The organism is Kitasatospora sp. NPDC058063, from assembly GCF_042885395.1.
Classification (GTDB): domain Bacteria; phylum Actinomycetota; class Actinomycetes; order Streptomycetales; family Streptomycetaceae; genus Kitasatospora; species Kitasatospora lactacystinica.
Map to the genome: position 1 here is coordinate 1 of NZ_JBHVSD010000008.1, position 14,675 is coordinate 14,675.

The following is a 14,675-nucleotide window of genomic DNA, read 5'->3' on the forward strand; positions in this document are numbered from 1 at the left end:
TCCGACAGGAGGCCGTCCACACCCTCCCGGTCGGTGGTGTGGTCGTCCGCGAAACGACGGTCACCCGTCGCGTCCGGCACGTGCTTCACACAGACGACGATCCTCAAGCTCATGAGCGGTTCTCCTGTCACGGGTGCACGGGTGCACTGGATCCATGGCCTCAGGCATGCCGGGGGTACTGAGTGCCAAGTCCGGCCCGGCGCGGCCCGCGCACCGCAAGCACCACCTGGACCGGCATACCGTGTCGGCTCTCTTCGACTGGCGTCAGAGGCTCCACGGAGAGAATACGGCACTCAGTACCCCTCGTAAAGGAACTCAGTACCCTTCCCGGCTCCGAGGGCCGGCCGGCGGCGCGGGAAGCGGACACAAGGTTTCCGCAAGCACCGACCAGATCGCGTCATGGAATCCGCCAGACGCCCCGGGGACCATCGACCCCGGGGCCCGCGAACGGCCCCGAACCTGGGATCAAGGAGGGGGAGAAGGATGACCTTGGTGCACGGGGAACAGGACATCACCACGACGGACGGAACGCGCCGGACGCCGGCGCCCTGGAGCAACAACGGGCCCTGGGAAACCCTGCGGGACCGCAAGGAGGTGCTCGTGGTCGCGCAGACCATGGTGTACGCCAAGCGGCTGCACGACTTCTACTCGCTGCTCGCCCCGGACCTGCGGGTCCACGTGCAGTTCACGGTGGCACCGCACATGTTCAACGGGGGCGCCGCGGAGATCCTCCGGGCGCTGGGCGGCACCGTACTGCCGTGGGAGCAGGCGGTCCGCCGCGAGTTCGACCTGATCCTGGCCGCCGGCTCCCAGGGGATCGAGCAGCTGCACGGCCCGGTCGTCCGGCTGCCGCACGGAGCCGGCAACATCAAGCTGGCCCGGCGCAGCGCCCCCGACGGCGAACGGGCGGCCATCGGGCTCGGTCGGGACTACCTCTACTGGGAGGGACGGCTCGTCCCCACCTCGTTCGCCCTGGCCCACGAGGAGGAACTGCTCGAACTCCGGCGCGGCTGCCCGGACGCCCTGCCGATCGCCGAAGTGGTCGGCGACCCGTGCTACGACCGCATCTCCGCGGCCCTGCCGCACCGGGAGGACCACCGGAACGCCCTGGGGCTGCGGCCGGACGAGAAGCTGGTGCTGGTCTCCTCCACCTGGGGCGACGGCTCGCTCTTCACCCGGCTCGACGCCGTGCTGCCCAGACTCACCTCGGAACTGCCCCGGCACGGGTACCGGGCCGTCCTGCTGCCCCACCCCAACATCGCGGCCCAGCACTCGGCCTACGCGGTGCGCTCCTGGGCGAAGGCCACCACCCGGGGAGCCGTCACGGTGATCCCGCCCGAGACGGACTGGCGGCCGCTGCTGGTCGCCGCCGACTTCGTCATCGGGGACCACGGCTCGGTCACCCTGTACGGCGCGATGACCGGCGTCCCCGTCCTGCTCGCCGAGTACCCGCACCGGCACGTCAACCCGCGCTCGCCGGCCGCGCAGCTCGCCCGGACCGCCCCCGCGCTCGCCCCCGGGCACCCGCTCACCGGCCAACTCGCCTACGCCGCCGAGCAGTACCGCCCGGAGGACTACGCGGCCATCGCCGACCGGATCAGCTCCGAACCGGGCCGATTCGACCGCAACGCCCGCCGGCTGCTGTACCGCGTCCTCGGGCTCGGCCAGCCGGCGCACACTCCGGATCCGGAACCGCTCCCGCTGCCCGAACCGCTGGACGCGATCGCGGCGGCCGACGCGCGGCGGGCCGGATGACCGCCGCGCTGCACACGGTGCGCCTGGCGCCGGTCCGCCCCGGCGCGCACGACGGCTCGGCGACCACGCTGTTCGAGGCCCGGGTGACGTCCACCACCTGTGTCCGCCACGGACTGCTGGCCGCCGACCCGGCGGCCACGGCGGCGGCGGAGCGGCCGGGGCCCGGGTTCGTGGACGAGCACCTCGTGCTCGACCTCACCGAGCCCGGCGGCCTGCGCTGGCGCCGGCACGCCGACGTGCTGCACCTCGGTCCCGTTCCGACGGCGGACGCCCACGCACGGCTCGCGGGACTGCTCTCCGCGCACCCCGGATGTGCGGTGGCCACGGCCGAACACCGTCCGGGAGCGGTGCTGGTGCTCGCCCGGACCGGGGAACGGCTCGTCCTGCGGGCCTCCGGGCCGGGCGGCGGGCCCGTCCCGCCGCCGGCCCTCGGCTCGCTGGCGCACGCCTGGCTGGCGGCCGGACGGACACTGGACGAACTCGACCGGGTCAGCGCCGCCGGGTGCCGCACCCCGGGCTCCGAGTGCCGTACCCCGGGCTCCGGGTGGAGCCGGCTCACGCCTCCGGTTCGCCCGGGCAGGGAGTGACGGCACCGTCCACACCGTACGCGGCGAGGCGGTCGGCCAGTCTGGCCGCCTCGGCCGCGGCACCGACCTCCTGATACCGGGCCCTGGACTGCTCGAACCGGGCCCGCGCCGCGTCCGGTCGGCCCCGCAGCTCCTCGACCTGCCCGGCGAACTCCAGCGTCCGCGCCTCCCAGTGCGCGGACAGCCGGGCCCGGAACCCCGCCAGAGCCTCCTCCAGATGGGCCTCGGCACGCTCGTACGCACCCAGCCGGCCGTGCGCCAGACCCAGGAAGGCCGTCGCGCGGGCCGCCTCGTAGTCGTCCTCGATCGAGGCCAGCTCGCGGCCCGCCCGCTCGACCGGCTCCACCGCCTCGGCCGCCCGGCCGGCCAGCAGCAGCACCTCGCCGTACGCCAGCCGGGCCAGCGCCGAACCGCGCAGGTAGTCCTCGGCCTCGCGGAGCCGGACCACCTCGTGCAGGCACTCGGCGGCCGCGTCCAGCCGGCCGGCCATCCGGTGGGTCTGGCTGAGCCCGTACAGCGCGTCCGCCTGCACCAGCGGACGGCCCAGCTCCCGGGCGAGGACGAGGGCTTCGGTGAACCAGCGCGCCGCCTCCTCCCCCTCCCCCGCGTTCCGCAGTCCGTTCCCGCCGTCGGTCAGCATCCGCAGCTCGCCGCTGCGGGAGCCGGCCGCCCGGGCCGCGTCCAGGCCGATCCGGGTGGCCTCCACCCACAGCCGGGCCGGGCGCAGCCGCAGGAACAACGGCCACATGGCGTCCGCGAGTTGCCACGCCGCCGCGGGGCGGTCCAGTTCCCCGCACCAGCGCAGGACGCCCGCCAGCCGGTCGCGTTCCGCGTCGTACCACTCCAGGGCCGGGACGTCGCCCCCGAACTCCCGGGCCGGATGGACGGGGCGGCTGCGGTAGTCGCGGGCGAGGGTGCGGTGGGTCGGCGAGACGACCGCCTCGGCGGCCGTGGCCGAGGCGAGGTACCAGTCGACGAGCCGGTCCAGCGCGGCCACGGTGGACCCGGCCGCCCGGACCCGAGCCCCGTGCGCCCGGGCGTGCAGCCGCACCAGGTCGTGGAAGCGGAACCGCTCCGGCCCGGTCTCCTCCAGCAGGTGCACATCGATCAGACCGTCCAGCAGCCGATCGGCCCCGGCCGCGTCCACGTCCGCCAGCACGGCGGCGTTCTCCAGGGTGAACTCGGCGAAGGGCAGCAGGCCCAGCAGCCCGTAGAGCCGGGCGGCCTCCGCTTCCAGCACTCCGTAGGACGCGTCCAGCAGGTCCCGCACCGTCTCCCCCTCCACGTTCAGCACCGCCAGCCGGTCGGTGCCGCGGCCGAGCATCTCAGCGGTCGCCGCGAGCGACTGGGCCGGGCGCGCCGCGATGCGGGCCGCCGCCAGGCAGATCGCCAGCGGCAGCCCGGCACAGGCCTCCACCACCTCGGCCGCGGCGGCGCGCTCGTCGACCACCCGGTGCCTGCCGACCCGCGCGGCGAGGATCTCGGTGGAGGCCTCCCGGGCGAGCGGACCCAACGGCCGGAACACCGCACCGTCGATGCCCAGCCCGGTGAGCCGGCGGCGGCTCGTCACCACGACCACCGTGTGGTCCGAGCCGGGCAGCAGCGGCCGCACCTGGGCGGCCGTCGAGGCGTTGTCCAGCAGCACCGCGATCCGCCGCTCCGCCGCCAGCGAGCGCCAGAGCGCGGCCCCCTCCTCCAGGCTCCCGGGCACCGGGGAGATCCCGAAGGCCCGCAGGAAGCCGCCGAGGGCCTCGGCCGGGTCGGCGGGGCCACCGGGCGCGTAGCCGCGCAGGTCCGCGTACAGCTGGCCGTCCGGGAAGCGGCCGGCCTGGCCGCGCAGCCACTGCGCGGCCAGCGCCGTCTTGCCGACCCCGGCGGGGCCGGTCACCACGAGGGTGACGTCCGCCGCCCCGGCGTCGGGGGCCAGCGAGCGGTCCAGCGCCGCCAGGTCCGCCTCCCGTCCGATCAACCGCCGCGGACAGGGCGGGAGTTGCCTGGGCGTGGGCAGGGCGGACGCGCCGTGCAGGTGCAGCCCGCCGTGGATCGTCCCGGCCTGCACCACCGGACCGGCGACCGTCGTGGCACCGGCCAGCGAGTTCCGCACCACTCCGTACGGCAGATTGACGTCGTTCACCGGCGCCCGCCGACCACGGTCGATCCTGTCACTGGGCCCCCCGGCCTCGGACGAATTACCCCTGCGGCGCTATCACATGACGCTTCGTCACGTCGAGACAATTCCCAAAAGCATGGGCACCGAACCCTGCGGTGGTATGGCCGATTACCTCACGTGCATGCGATGCTCACCCGCGACACGGCAAGCTGGTAGCCAACCGGCGGGGGGCGTCATCTTGAGGTTCCATCTCCTGGGTTCAGTTGAACTGTCGGTGAACGGAGAGCCATTGGCCATTCCGTCCGACAAGCGGCGCCAGTTGCTGGCCGCCCTCGCCCTGGAGGTCGGAAGGCCGCTCTCCCACGACTCGCTCGCATACAGATTGTGGGGTGAGGATCCCCCGCCCAGCGCTCTGACCAGCCTGTACAGCCACGTTTCCCATCTGCGCACCCTGCTGGGACGGGCCGCCCGGAGCACGGCGGCGACAGAGCCCCGGGAGCCGCCCTCGATCGTCACCAAATCGCATACGTACACTCTGCGGACGGATCCCCTGCTGATTGACTGGTACCTGTATCTGGACCTCTCCGAACAAGCCGGACTACTCGCCGAGAACGGACAGGACCACCAGGCCAGAACCGTGCTGAGCCGCGCCGCGAGCCTGTGGCGCGGCGAGCCCCTGGCCGGCCTGCCGGGCAGCTGGGCCCGGACCACTCGTACCACCATGGCCGACCAGCACTTCACCACCACACTGCGCCGGGTCGAGATCGACCTGCGCATCGGCCGCTTCGCCGAACTGATCCCCGAGCTCACCGCACTGCGCGAGGACCGCCCCACCGACGAGCGCCTCGCCGGCCACCTGATGACCGCGCTCTACGCCGTCGGCCGACAGACCGACGCGCTGGCGGTCTACCCCGCCGTCGCCCGGCTGCTCCACGCCCACTTCGCCACCGAACCCGGCGAACAGCTCACCCGCCTCCACCAGCTCATCCTGCACGGCGAACCGCTCCCCGGCTCGGGGGTGCGGACCGGGACCGCGCCGGCCCCCCGCCCCGCGGCCGTGCCACCCGAGGACGTCCCCGGGCGGCACCGTCTGATCGGCCGGGAGGACGACCTGCGCCGTGTCCTGCCCGGCCCCGACACCCGGCTCGCCCGGGGCGGGGTGGTCACCGTCTCGGCGATCCTCGGCATGCCCGGAGTCGGCAAGACCACCCTCGCCCTGCACGCCGCCGACCTGATGCGCGAGCACTTCCCGGACGGCTACGTCCACCTCAACCTGCGCGCCCACGTCGGCAACCAACCGCCGCTCACCCCGGAGGCGGCGGGTGCCCTGCTACTCAGACGCCTGGGCGTGCCCGCCACCACCATCCCACTGGACGCCGACGAGGTGTTCGCCCTCTGCGCCGAGGAACTGTCCTCGCGCCGCGCCGTCGTCGTACTCGACGACGCCTCCAACGCCGCTCAGGTCCGCCCGCTGCTGCCGCCCGCCCCGTCCGCCCTGATCCTCGTCACCAGCCGCCAGCGGCTCACCGAACTCCCGGGCGCCCGACCGGTTTTCCTGGACGTGCTCACGGTGGACGACGCCGTGGCCCTGTTCGCTGACGTGGTGGGACCCGAGCGCTCGACGGACACCGCGAGCATCATCGAGATCGTCGAGCGCTGCGGCCACCTGCCCCTCGCCATCGAGATCGCCGCCAGCCGCTTCAAGGGCCGCCCGTCCTGGACCCTCGGGCACTTCGCCCGGCGCTTGTCCAGGACGCACGGCCGGCTCGGGGAGATCCGCACCAGCTCGGCCAACATCGCCCAGGTCTTCGAGCTGTCGTACCGCTACCTCTCCGCCGGCCAGCGATCGGCCTTCCGACTGCTCGGCCTGTACCCGGGACCGGATTTCGGTGTGCACGCGGCGGCGGCGCTGCTCGGGCTTTCGATCGATGAGACGGACGAGGTTCTGGAGGCCTTGCTGAACTGCCACCTGATCCAGGAGATCGCGCCCGAACGGTACCAACTCCATGATCTCCTCAGGGAGTTCGCGACAGCATTGGGGGTGGAAAGGGATCAGCGGAAAGCAGCCGCCGATCGACTGATCCGCTTCGCCCTGCACGCCGCCGACCGCGCGGACCGCCTGCTCTATCCGCACAGATCGAGATCCGAGCTTCCGGATGACCAACAACTCGGCTACCTGGCAGAGCTGTTGACCGATATCGAGATGAACTCACCCGAATCGGCGCGGACTTGGCTGGAGACTGAACACGCCGCCCTGATCGCCCTGACAACGCAGGCGCCCCGCGCCGGCGTCGCGGAGAGCGGCGCCTGGCTCGCCCATGTCCTGGCCGGCCACCTGGACGCCGAGGCCTACTGGAGCGAGGCGCAGAGCCTGCACCGGGCAGCCGCAGCCCACTGGCGGTCGCAGGCGAACGACCGACAGGAGGCGCGGGCACTGATCGACCTCGGCGCGACACTCGCCAACGCCTCCCGCTACGAGTCCGCGGCCGAGGCCCTCGAACGAGGCCTCGGCCTGGCCCGGACCGAGGGTGACCTGGACGCGGCGGCGAACGCCCTCAACCTCCTCGGGCGGCTGCGGTGGGAGCAGACCAGGCTGCATGAGGCCCTGGCGATCCAGCAACAGGTACTGGCCATCCGGGAGGACCAGGGCGACCAGTGGAACTCCGCTCGCTGCCTGGTCAACATCGGCATTCTGCACCGTTCGCTGGGGGACGAGAAATCGGCACTCACCGTCTATGGCGAAGCGTTGCTACTGGCCCGGAAATTCGATGACCGGGTCCTTGAATTCCGGGCACTGAACAATACCGGGGAGCTCCACATCAGCGCCGGACGAAATTCAACGGCCCGGGGGATATTTGAAAGGATTCTGGACGCCGCCGACAATGCGGTTCCCCCACTGGATCTGTCCGTGGCCCGCGCCAACCTCGCAGAAACGCTGGAAATCCCTGACGAGCTGGAAATCGCCCTCGCGCTCTACCGGTCGGCCCTGGCGACTTTCCGCGAGTTCGGAACCGTCCGCCACGAGGCCGATGGCCGCAACGGGCTCGGTCAGACCCTGCTCGCCGCCGGTCGCCACGAGGAAGCCCGGGAACAGCACGCGCTCGCATTGGAGCTCGCACGCTCCATCGGCACCGGCCGCGAGCAGGCGGCTGCCCTGCGCGGCCTGGGCCGCTGCGAGGCGGCAGCCGGAAACCCGTCCGCTGCCCTCGCCCATCTGACAGCGGCCGTCGCTCTCGCCGAGCAGGTCGACATCGCGGACGAGGCCGCGCGCGTCCGCTCCGCGCTCACCGAACTTGAATCGCGTTTTTCATATGATCGTCCTTCCTCGAAATAAAGTTCGAGACTCGGACGCTGATTTGGATCCTTCGGTCCGGTTATGCAAAGCTCTGCGCATCAAGCGGCTCCCGCCGACCGAACCGGACCAGAAAGCAAGAGCGCCATGTGCATGTTCATCTACATAGCCCACCAGATCCTCACTTCGAGTCCGATCTGGTGCTAGGCGCGTAGGACGACGGCCGCCTCTCCCGTGTACACCCGGAACGTCAGCGTCTCCTGAAGGTAGAGCTGAATCGTTTCGGCATCGTGGGAGAGGTAGCCCACCGAGGCGTCCTGGCCGAGGAAGAGCTCGAAGTCGCCGCCGCGGGCGGAGAGCAGGTAGGCGCCTTCGATGGCCGGGGCCCAGATGATGTCCCCGTCGAGGAGGCGGGCGATGTGGTTGTGGACGGGGTAGCCGTGGTCGCTGGTCTCGTTGACCGCGGTGAAGGCGTCCGCGCCGAGCAGGAGTGAGTACGGGCCGCCGACGCCGGCGAGGCGGAGGGCGGTGAGCCCGCGGCTGACGGCCTCCGGGTATTCCCTGACGTCCTGCGGGAGTTGGACCGCAGGGTTGGTGGAGGCGGCACGGATGCCGTCGATGCCGGCGGCGCGGTAGCCCTCGAAGACGGCGCGGTCCTCGGCCAGGGCGAGCTTGCGACCGGCGTCCTTGACGGGCTGCCAATCGGAGTCCCGGGAGCCGCGTTCGACGTCGTCCACGGCGTCGCGGCGGACGGTGAAGGGGACGCGCAGCTCGACCACCGGCTGGGCGGCGCGGGCGCGGGCCTGGATGCCGTCGGTCGGGGGGTCGATGGCGGTCAGATGGCCGGTGCCGACGGCCGCGAGGGTGGCGCCCTCGGGGCCGTTGAGGTCGACCACCCGGCGGCCGGCGATGTGGAGCTTGAAGGTCTGGCGGGCCTCCTCCTCGATCTCCTCCCACGCGGCGGCGGAGATCGGGGCGAGGTCCCGGTGGAGGTTGTTCATGTGCGGGGTCCTGTTCAGGTGGTCTGTCAGGGCGTCTGTCAGGGGGTCTGCTTGAGGCTTCCGATGCCGAGCGAGCCGTCCCCGGCACCGGCCGCGGAAACGGGGACGGCCACGGGAACGGCCGCAGGGACGGGAACGGACGCGGAAGCGGCCGGCGCCGGCGGCGGGGAGTCGAGGAAGTCGGCGGTCGGGACGAAGAACAGCCCGCCGGTGACGGCGGTGGAGAAGTCGAGCAGCCGGTCGGTGGTGCCGGGCGGGTTGCCGACGAACATGTTGCGCAGCATCTCCTCGGTCACCCCGGGGTCGGCCGCGTAGCCGATGAAGTAGGTGCCGACCTCGCCGTCGCGGCCGGCGGAGCCGAAGGTGCCGTACGGCATGTTGAAGCGGACGATCTGCCGTTCCTCGCCGTCCGGCCCGGTGATCACGGTGAGCGCCACGTGCGAGTCGGCGGGTTTGACGTCGTCGGACAGCTCGATGTCGTCGAGCTTGGTGCGGCCGACCGCCCCCTCCTGCTGCTCGACGCTCAGCGCGTTCCAGGTGTCCATGTCGTGCACGTAGCGCTGCACGATGACGTAGCTGCCGCCGGTGAACTCCGGGTCCTCGGCGCCGATCAGGGCCGCGCGTTCGGCGGCCCGGCCCTCCGGGTTCTCGGTGCCGTCGACGAAGCCGAGCAGGTCCCGGTCCTCGAAGTACTTGAAGCCCTGGACGGAGTCGACGACGGCGGCCGACCCGGCGAGCCGTTCGGTGAGCTTCGCGGCCAGTTCGAAGCAGAGGTCCATCCGCTCGGCCCGCAGGTGCAGCAGCAGGTCGCCGGGGGTGGCCGGGGCCCGGTGGCGGGGGCCGGTCACCTCCCGGAAGGGGTGCAGGGCGGACGGGCGGGGGCCGGCGAAGAGGCGGTCCCAGAATTCGGAGCCGATGCCGGTGACGCAGGTGAGGGCGCCCTCGGGGGCGCGGAAGCCAACGGCGCGGCGCAGTCCGGCGAGCTCGGGCAGCAGGTCGCGGACGGCGTCCTCGCGGCCGGGTTCGACGGTGAGGACCAGGAAGACGGCCGCGCTGGTCAGCGGGGAGAGCACGGCTTGCGGTTCGGTCTGCATGGTCGTGACCTCTCTCAGGACGCCCGGGAGGCGTCCCATTCGGCGCGGTAGTCGGCGAAGATCTGCTGGAGGTGGTGTCCGATCTTCAGGTAGTCGAGGTCGTCCAGGTTCGCGAGCGACACCCGCACGGACCACTCGGGCCCGTCGAAGCCACCGCCGTTGAGCAGCACCGCACCGGTCTGCTCGGCGAGCCGGAACAGCGGCTCGGTGGGCTCGTAGTTCTTCTCCAGGAAGGTCGCGAAGTCCTTGCCCGCGACCCGCAGGCGCGGCGCGGGGACGCCGGGCGGGGGATGGACCAGCACTGATCCGATCATGGGAATGATTACATCGCAAAGCGGACAATCCGGCACGGCCTGCGCACAGCCGAACGGCCCCGCCGGAAGCCGTTCCGACGGGGCCGTTCGATGCGGGCCGTTCGATGCGGGCCGTTCGACGCGGACGGGCGGCCCTCCCCCGCGGACGCCGGGCGGGTTCAGACCCGCAGCGCCGCCAGCTGCTCGGCGAACGGCACCACCTGCTCGGGCAGCTCCGGCGCCGCCGGGCCGCGCCCGGCCAGCAGCGCCGCCAGCTCCCCGGCCGCCCGGTCGATCCGGCGCGGCAGGCCGTCGGTGAGCCCGTCCCCCGCCGTGCCCCAGTCGTCGGTGGCCGCGTAGACGGCGGTCGGCAGGACCACCGCGCGCAGGTAGCTGAACAGCGGGCGGACGGCGTGCTCCAGGGCGAGCGAGTGCCGGGGCGTGCCGCCGGTGGCGGCGATCAGCACCGGCTTGCCGGTGAGCGCGTCGTTGTCGATCACGTCGAAGAAGGACTTGAACAGACCGCTGTACGAGGCCGTGAAGATCGGCGTCACCGCGATCAGGGCGTCCGCCTCCGTCACCGCCCCGATCGCCGCGCGCAGCCCGGCGCCGGGGAAGCCGGTGACGAAGTTGTTGGCGATCTCCACCGCCAGGTCCCGCAGTTCGACCACGGTGACGTCCACCTCGCGGCCCTCCGCGGCGAGCCGGCGCACGGTCGAGTCGGTGAGCCGGTCCGCCAGCAGCCGCGTCGAGGACGGCTTGCTCAGTCCGGCGCTCACCACCACCAGCTTGTACGCGGTCACTTGGCCACCTCCGCCTTCTCGTTCTCCCGCGCGTCCCGGGCCGCGACCAGCGCGGCGTGGGTCGGCCCCTGCGGCACTCCGGCCGGGCGGCCCTTGGCGAACTCCTCGCGCAGCACCGGCACGACCTCCTCGCCGAGCAGGTCCAGCTGCTCCAGCACCGTCTTCAGCGGCAGGCCGGCGTGGTCCATCAGGAACAGCTGGCGCTGGTAGTCGCCGAAGGTCTCGCGGAAGGCCAGGGTCTTCTCGATGACCTCCTGGGGGCTGCCCACGGTCAGCGGGGTCTGCTCGGTGAACTCCTCCAGCGAGGGCCCGTGCCCGTACACCGGCGCGTTGTCGAAGTACGGACGGAACTCGCGCACCGCGTCCTGGGAGTTCTTCCGCATGAACACCTGCCCGCCGAGGCCGACGATCGCCTGCTCGGGCGTGCCGTGGCCGTAGTGGGCGAAGCGCTCGCGGTAGAGGCTGATCAGCTTCTTGAAGTGCTCCTTGGGCCAGAAGATGTTGTTCGCGAAGAAGCCGTCCCCGTAGTAGGCGGCCTGCTCGGCGATCTCGGGGCTGCGGATCGAGCCGTGCCAGACGAACGGCGGGACGTCGTCCAGCGGGCGCGGGGTGGAGGTGAAGCCCTGCAGCGGGGTGCGGAAGCGGCCCTGCCAGTCCACGACCTCCTCGCGCCACAGCTGGTGCAGCAGCGCGTAGTTCTCGACCGCGAGCGGGATGCCCTGGCGGATGTCCTGGCCGAACCAGGGGTAGACCGGGCCGGTGTTGCCGCGGCCCATCATGACGTCCACCCGGCCCTCGGCCAGGTGCTGGAGCATCGCGAAGTCCTCGGCGATCTTCACCGGGTCGTTGGTGGTGATCAGCGTGGTCGAGGTGGAGAGGATGATGCGGTCGGTCTGCGCGGCGATGTAGCCGAGCATGGTCGTCGGCGAGGACGGGACGAACGGCGGGTTGTGGTGCTCGCCGGTCGCGAAGACGTCCAGGCCGACCTCCTCGGCCTTGCGGGCGATGGCCACCATCGCCTTGATCCGCTCGTGCTCGGTGGGGGTGCGGCCGGTGGTGGGGTCGGTCGTCACGTCGCCGACGGAGAAGATTCCGAACTGCATGCTGCTCACCCGTCCCAGGTAGTCCAACTTTCAACCACCTTAGCACCCCGGCGCGGATCGTTATTCCCGCCGGCCCCGTTCCCGCCAGTCCCGTTCCCGCCGGCCCCGTTCCCGGCGGTCGGCGCCGGCCGCGGACCGCCGGCCGCGGAACGCGGACCCGCCCCGGGCGGGGCGCCGTAGCGCTCCGCCCGGGGCGGTCACCTGTCCGTTTGCCGTTCCCGGCTCACATTTCGCTCGTGACGCTCACCCCGCTGAAGCCCTGCTGGGCGTAGAGGCTGAAGAAGATGTAGCCACCGGCCGGCGGGTCCGTGACGGTCAGCGTCTCGGAGTTGTCCGGGCCGGCCGAGTGCGTGGTGCTGCTCTCGGTGTACGCCCAGCCGGTCGGGTTGTAGTAGAGGTCGCCGTTGCCGGTGCCCCCACTGGTGGTGATCTTCACCTGCTTGGTGCCGGCCGGCACCAGCAGGTAGAAGTGCGCGTAGTTGCCCGTGGTGGCCGCGACGTTGCTGCGGGTGCAGTTGGCGGCCAGCAGACGGGTGTCGGTGGCGGTGCACTCCGGCAGCTGCGGCGTGGTGGGCGTGCCGCCCCCGTCGGTGGCGCAGGCGCCCGCGGCGCACCTGGTCAGCCAGCTGTCGAAGTCGGCGTCGTAACGGGTGCCGATGGTGGTCTTCAGGATGGTGCGGGCACCGTTCCAGTCACCGGCGCGGTACTTGGCGAGGACCGCGTCCATGTCGGAGCGGTGCTGCTCCAGCATGTAGCGCACGGCCAGGTACCCCCAGCGGTACACCCGGTCCTGGTCGCCGTAGGCGGTGTCGAAGAGGTCGCTCAGCCTGTAGGTGTGGCGGCCGGCCGCCGCGATGGCCGCGTCGTTGTTGACCTTGCGGTACGACCAGGAGACGTACTCGGCGAAGCCCTCCACCCACCAGACGGTCGGGGTGGTCATGCCGGCCTCGAAGTCGCCGTACATGTCGAACCGGCCGTCGAGGTAGTGGGTGTACTCGTGGTTGAGGTTCCAGATCTCGAAGGACGGGCGGGCCCACTCGGCCTCGTAGCAGAGGAAGCGCGGCTGGTTGCCGGCCGTGGCCGGCTCGCCCTCCAGGTACATGCCGCCGTTGTTGGTGTCGATGCCGTAGATCGCGGCGGCGAGCACCTGGTAGTCGAGCGAGGAGTGGAAGACCACGACCTCGATCGTGTTGTTGCCGTCGTCCTTGACCGGGCCGCTGTCCTTGGCCACCGCGTGGAAGAACGCGTCCTGGCCGTTCAGGCTGGTGCAGGCGGTGCCGACCTGGGTGCTGTCCAGCGCCTGGGCGAGGATCGTGATGCTCGGGCTGCAGGTGTGCTTCACGGTCAGCACGCCGGCCTTGAGCTGGTCGGCCTTGTTGCAGGTGCCGTAGTACGAGCAGTTGCCGGCGTCGTAGTAGTCGACGCCCTCGGCGACCGCGGCCCACTGGTAGACGGTGCGGCCCTTCGGCTCCGAGGTGCCGACCAGCCCCTTGGCGAGGGGGCGGACCTTGGCCTGGAGAGCCGTGTCCTTCAGGAAGCGGGTGAGCTCCTTGGTCGCGTTGTAGACCAGCACGCCGTAGGTGTCGCCGAGCAGGGCGTTGTTGCGGGTCGCGAAGTCGGACAGCGCGTCCAGCACGCTCGGGTCGGCCTCGACGGCGGCGTCGAAGCCGGGCACCTGGTGACCACGGAACAGCACGGTGAAGACCGGGTTGACGGCCCACGCCATGCCGGCCGGGTTCCAGGTGTCGGCCTTGTAGTCGCCCAGCAGCCGCTTGACGACCGGCAGGTAGCGGACGTTCTCCTGGGCGCTGTCGATCAGGGTGACGGCCTCGCCCAGGATGGGCCCGTTGCCCGCCGCGACGTCGCGCGAGTGCGCGCTGTTGAAGAAGGCGTCCAGGCCGGACTGGATCGCGGTCTTGAGGCCGGCGCCGTACTCGCCGACGTCCTGCTTGTGGTACCACTGCGCGAAGTAGCCGGCGCGCAGGTAGAGCACCAGCTGCTCGACCGACGTGCTGTTGTCACCGGGGTAGTTGGCCGCCGCGTCGCGCAGCGCGTAGGCCACCGTGCTCATCTGCTCCTCGCGGAACGCGCCGCGCGCGTCGCCGCCGGTGAGCTGGAACAGGCTGTTGATGCACTGGATGTCGGCGTCCTTGATGTGCTGGACCAGGTCGCTGCCGGTCCGGCCGGAGAAGTCGCCGACGGTACAGGGCTTTTCGGCCGCCGCGCCGAGGCGCAGGGCCTTGGCGGTCGGCCGGACCTCGGCCGGCCGGGTGTCGACCGGGAGCGGGGCGCGCTGGTCGGTCGAGGCCAACTGCTGCCCGCTGTCGGCTCGTTCGGGGGCGCCGGTGGCGGGCTGCGGGGCCGGTCCGGTGGGGACGGGCGTGGGCGTGCCGCCGGGGGTGGGGGCGGCGGGAGCGGCCTGGGACTGCGGGGCGAACAGGCCGACCGCCAGGAACAGGGACAGGACGAGCGTCAGCAATCGTGCCAGCTGCGGGAGTCGCAGCAGACGTGAAGGACTCACGTGGGGGCCTCCGGGCCGTCGTCGGCCGCGACGTGGGGCGCGGCCGGTGGGGGTGTCGAGGACCGTTGGTGACGGCGCCGCGTGGGGGGCGGTTCCGTCGGGCACGGTGGGGGGTG

At 72.0% G+C, this 14,675-nt stretch carries 9 protein-coding genes and 2 pseudogenes; 3 read left to right on the plus strand and 8 right to left on the minus strand.

Annotated features, from left to right (window positions below; genetic code table 11):
* A pseudogene (locus ACFVUY_RS15285) lies at positions 1-113 on the minus strand (electron transfer flavoprotein subunit beta); the annotation flags it as partial.
* A gap of 370 nt (positions 114-483) precedes the next feature.
* On the opposite strand from ACFVUY_RS15285, the gene ACFVUY_RS15290 reads away from it, so the two are divergent.
* Entirely contained in the window at positions 484-1,755 is a 1,272-nt protein-coding gene (locus tag ACFVUY_RS15290) for a hypothetical protein (protein WP_387692750.1), read from the plus strand.
* The gene (locus ACFVUY_RS15295) at positions 1,752-2,342 is read left to right on the plus strand and encodes a hypothetical protein (RefSeq protein ID WP_387730080.1); all 591 of its coding nucleotides are present in this window, start codon (positions 1,752-1,754) and stop codon (positions 2,340-2,342) included. Before ACFVUY_RS15290 ends, ACFVUY_RS15295 begins: the two co-directional genes overlap by 4 nt.
* Here ACFVUY_RS15295 and ACFVUY_RS15300 read toward each other — a convergent pair.
* Positions 2,311-4,476, minus strand: a complete 2,166-nt coding sequence (locus ACFVUY_RS15300) for a tetratricopeptide repeat protein (RefSeq protein WP_387730083.1) — start codon at positions 4,474-4,476, stop codon at positions 2,311-2,313. The genes ACFVUY_RS15295 and ACFVUY_RS15300 overlap by 32 nt on opposite strands.
* A gap of 112 nt (positions 4,477-4,588) precedes the next feature.
* Here ACFVUY_RS15300 and ACFVUY_RS15305 point away from each other — a divergent pair, with 112 nt between their 5' ends.
* A complete protein-coding gene (locus ACFVUY_RS15305) occupies positions 4,589-7,786 on the plus strand; it encodes a BTAD domain-containing putative transcriptional regulator (protein ID WP_387730085.1) in 3,198 nt (1,065 codons plus the stop codon).
* Between the two features lie 161 nt (positions 7,787-7,947).
* On the opposite strand, the gene ACFVUY_RS15310 is transcribed toward ACFVUY_RS15305, so the two are convergent.
* From ACFVUY_RS15310 to ACFVUY_RS15335, 6 genes and pseudogenes are all read right to left on the minus strand, one after another.
* Positions 7,948-8,745: a family 1 encapsulin nanocompartment shell protein gene (locus ACFVUY_RS15310; RefSeq protein WP_387692758.1), complete on the minus strand. Its 798-nt coding sequence runs from the start codon at positions 8,743-8,745 to the stop codon at positions 7,948-7,950.
* Positions 8,746-8,783: 38 nt separating this feature from the next.
* Positions 8,784-9,839 carry a Dyp-type peroxidase gene (locus ACFVUY_RS15315; protein WP_387730087.1) on the minus strand — a complete coding sequence of 352 codons (1,056 nt, stop codon included), beginning with the start codon at positions 9,837-9,839 and terminating at the stop codon, positions 8,784-8,786.
* 14 nt (positions 9,840-9,853) lie between these two features.
* Positions 9,854-10,099 (minus strand): annotated as a pseudogene (locus ACFVUY_RS15320) (aspartate 4-decarboxylase); the annotation flags it as partial.
* A gap of 212 nt (positions 10,100-10,311) precedes the next feature.
* The gene (locus ACFVUY_RS15325; RefSeq protein WP_387692762.1) at positions 10,312-10,935 is read right to left on the minus strand and encodes an FMN reductase; all 624 of its coding nucleotides are present in this window, start codon (positions 10,933-10,935) and stop codon (positions 10,312-10,314) included.
* Positions 10,932-12,038, minus strand: a complete 1,107-nt coding sequence (locus tag ACFVUY_RS15330) for an LLM class flavin-dependent oxidoreductase (RefSeq protein WP_387730090.1) — start codon at positions 12,036-12,038, stop codon at positions 10,932-10,934. The genes ACFVUY_RS15325 and ACFVUY_RS15330 overlap by 4 nt, the downstream gene beginning before the upstream one ends.
* 223 nt (positions 12,039-12,261) lie before the next feature.
* Positions 12,262-14,559 (minus strand): M9 family metallopeptidase, encoded by a 2,298-nt coding sequence (locus ACFVUY_RS15335; protein WP_387730093.1) that lies wholly within the window; start codon positions 14,557-14,559, stop codon positions 12,262-12,264.
* Positions 14,560-14,675 lie beyond the last annotated feature (116 nt).

What these genes read in the sequence shown, in the direction of transcription:
- ACFVUY_RS15290 (WP_387692750.1), top strand. Translation starts at nt 484, where the DNA reads ATGACCTTGGTGCACGGGGAACAGGACATCACCACGACGGACGGAACG.
- ACFVUY_RS15295 (WP_387730080.1), top strand. Translation starts at nt 1,752, where the DNA reads ATGACCGCCGCGCTGCACACGGTGCGCCTGGCGCCGGTCCGCCCCGGC.
- ACFVUY_RS15305 (WP_387730085.1), top strand. Translation starts at nt 4,589, where the DNA reads ATGGGCACCGAACCCTGCGGTGGTATGGCCGATTACCTCACGTGCATG.
- ACFVUY_RS15310 (WP_387692758.1), bottom strand. Translation starts at nt 8,745, where the DNA reads ATGAACAACCTCCACCGGGACCTCGCCCCGATCTCCGCCGCCGCGTGG.
- ACFVUY_RS15315 (WP_387730087.1), bottom strand. Translation starts at nt 9,839, where the DNA reads ATGCAGACCGAACCGCAAGCCGTGCTCTCCCCGCTGACCAGCGCGGCC.
- ACFVUY_RS15330 (WP_387730090.1), bottom strand. Translation starts at nt 12,038, where the DNA reads ATGCAGTTCGGAATCTTCTCCGTCGGCGACGTGACGACCGACCCCACC.